At 33.9% G+C, this 1,419-nt stretch carries 2 protein-coding genes and 1 pseudogene; all 3 read left to right on the top strand.

The annotated features are described in order from the left end of the window. Positions 1 to 715 (top strand): glycosyltransferase family 2 protein (locus tag HMPREF9420_RS03770; RefSeq protein ID WP_007134115.1); only part of this gene is annotated, 715 nt, incomplete at its 5' end. Continuing rightward, positions 681 to 974 (top strand): hypothetical protein, encoded by a 294-nt coding sequence (locus HMPREF9420_RS12905; protein ID WP_007134114.1) that lies wholly within the window; start codon positions 681 to 683, stop codon positions 972 to 974. The genes HMPREF9420_RS03770 and HMPREF9420_RS12905, both read left to right, overlap by 35 nt. Then, positions 971 to 1,419, top strand: a pseudogene (locus HMPREF9420_RS14585) (glycosyltransferase family 4 protein); the annotation flags it as partial. The gene HMPREF9420_RS12905 and the pseudogene HMPREF9420_RS14585, both read left to right, overlap by 4 nt.

Raw genomic sequence — 1,419 nt, 5'->3', positions numbered from 1 at the left:
CTCATATATTATTCCTATCTACAATGTCTCTGGCTATATAGAAAAGTCGGTGGCTAGTTTATTAGAGCAGAGTTATAGCAATATAGAATATATATTTATTAATGATTGCTCTTCTGATGATAGTGAAATAAAGTTGCGTAGAATTATAGAGGAATTTCCAGAACGACGCAATAAGATTAAAGTCATTACAAACGAACAGAACCTTGGGTCTGCTACAACCCGTAATATAGGTTTAGATATGGCTCAGGGTGAGTATGTTATGTTTGCAGATAGTGATGATTGGATATCTTGCGATTATGTGGAATCTATGGTTCATAAGATAGAGTCGGGAAGCGATGATATAGTGTATTGTGACTACTTTGAAAGCTATGATAATAACGAAAAACTTATTACTCAAAACTATGGAATAGATAATATTGAATGTATCCGTTCAATGTTAGGGGGAGGTTTGCACGGTTCTACTTGGAATAAAATATATAGGAGGTCTTTCCTCTTAAAGTCCAAACAAAGATTTGTAGAAGGGGCAGATCTTTTTGAAGACGTAAGTTGGAATATCCGTTTATTTGCATGCACAACAAAAATTTCTTATATTCCAAAAGCTTTCTACCATTACGTACAATATAACAGCAATTCTATTATTAAGAGTATGGCTTCATCTAGAAAAAAAAACGGGCAGGGCTATGCAGCGCATCGAAAATGTAAGAGTTGCTTGTGATTATCTAATTGCATTAGGATTTGAAGAAAAGTTAGGTAAGGAGATGAGAGAATGGAAGTTGATGGCAAAGAATGACTTGATTGATGAGGAGAACAACTCTTCTTTACATAGTTGGATAAAAACATTTCCTGAAGCAGACGCTGCGATTATTAAATGCAATAAGATAACGTGGAACTATAAGTTTCTATTATTGCTTTTACATTATAAACTCTTCTGGATTTATAATCTTCAAAGAAGTATAATGCGTAAATTGAAATGAGAAAGATAGCTTTTTGGTTGCCCCGGGCCTGTATGGAGCCAGCTGGTGGTTTTAAGGTCATTTTTGAGTATGCTAATCGACTTGCAAAAGATGGTTTTTCCGTAGAAATCATTTATCCAATGATTCATTATGGTGCAGGCTATGATTGGAAGCATGCAGTTATGTACCGGCTTATTTTTCTTTGGCGACTGATATTAAAGACATATAGACCAACAAAATGGTTTCATGTAGAAAAGTCTATTCAGCAAAAGTGGGTATGGAAACTTGAAAATTATCAGTTAAAAGAATCAGCTGTTATAGTAGCTTCCGCTATTGAAACCGCATATAGTCTACAGAATTATCAAAGCAAATTCTTAGAAGACAAATTTTATTTTATTCAGGGATTTGAGAATTGGAGTTTTACGGATGAACAAGTAATACAAAGTTATCATTTTCCAATAAAGAA

This window comes from Segatella salivae DSM 15606 (assembly GCF_000185845.1).
In the GTDB taxonomy this organism is placed as follows: Bacteria; Bacteroidota; Bacteroidia; order Bacteroidales; family Bacteroidaceae; genus Prevotella; species Prevotella salivae.
This window is presented reverse-complemented; position numbering and strand designations above follow the sequence as displayed.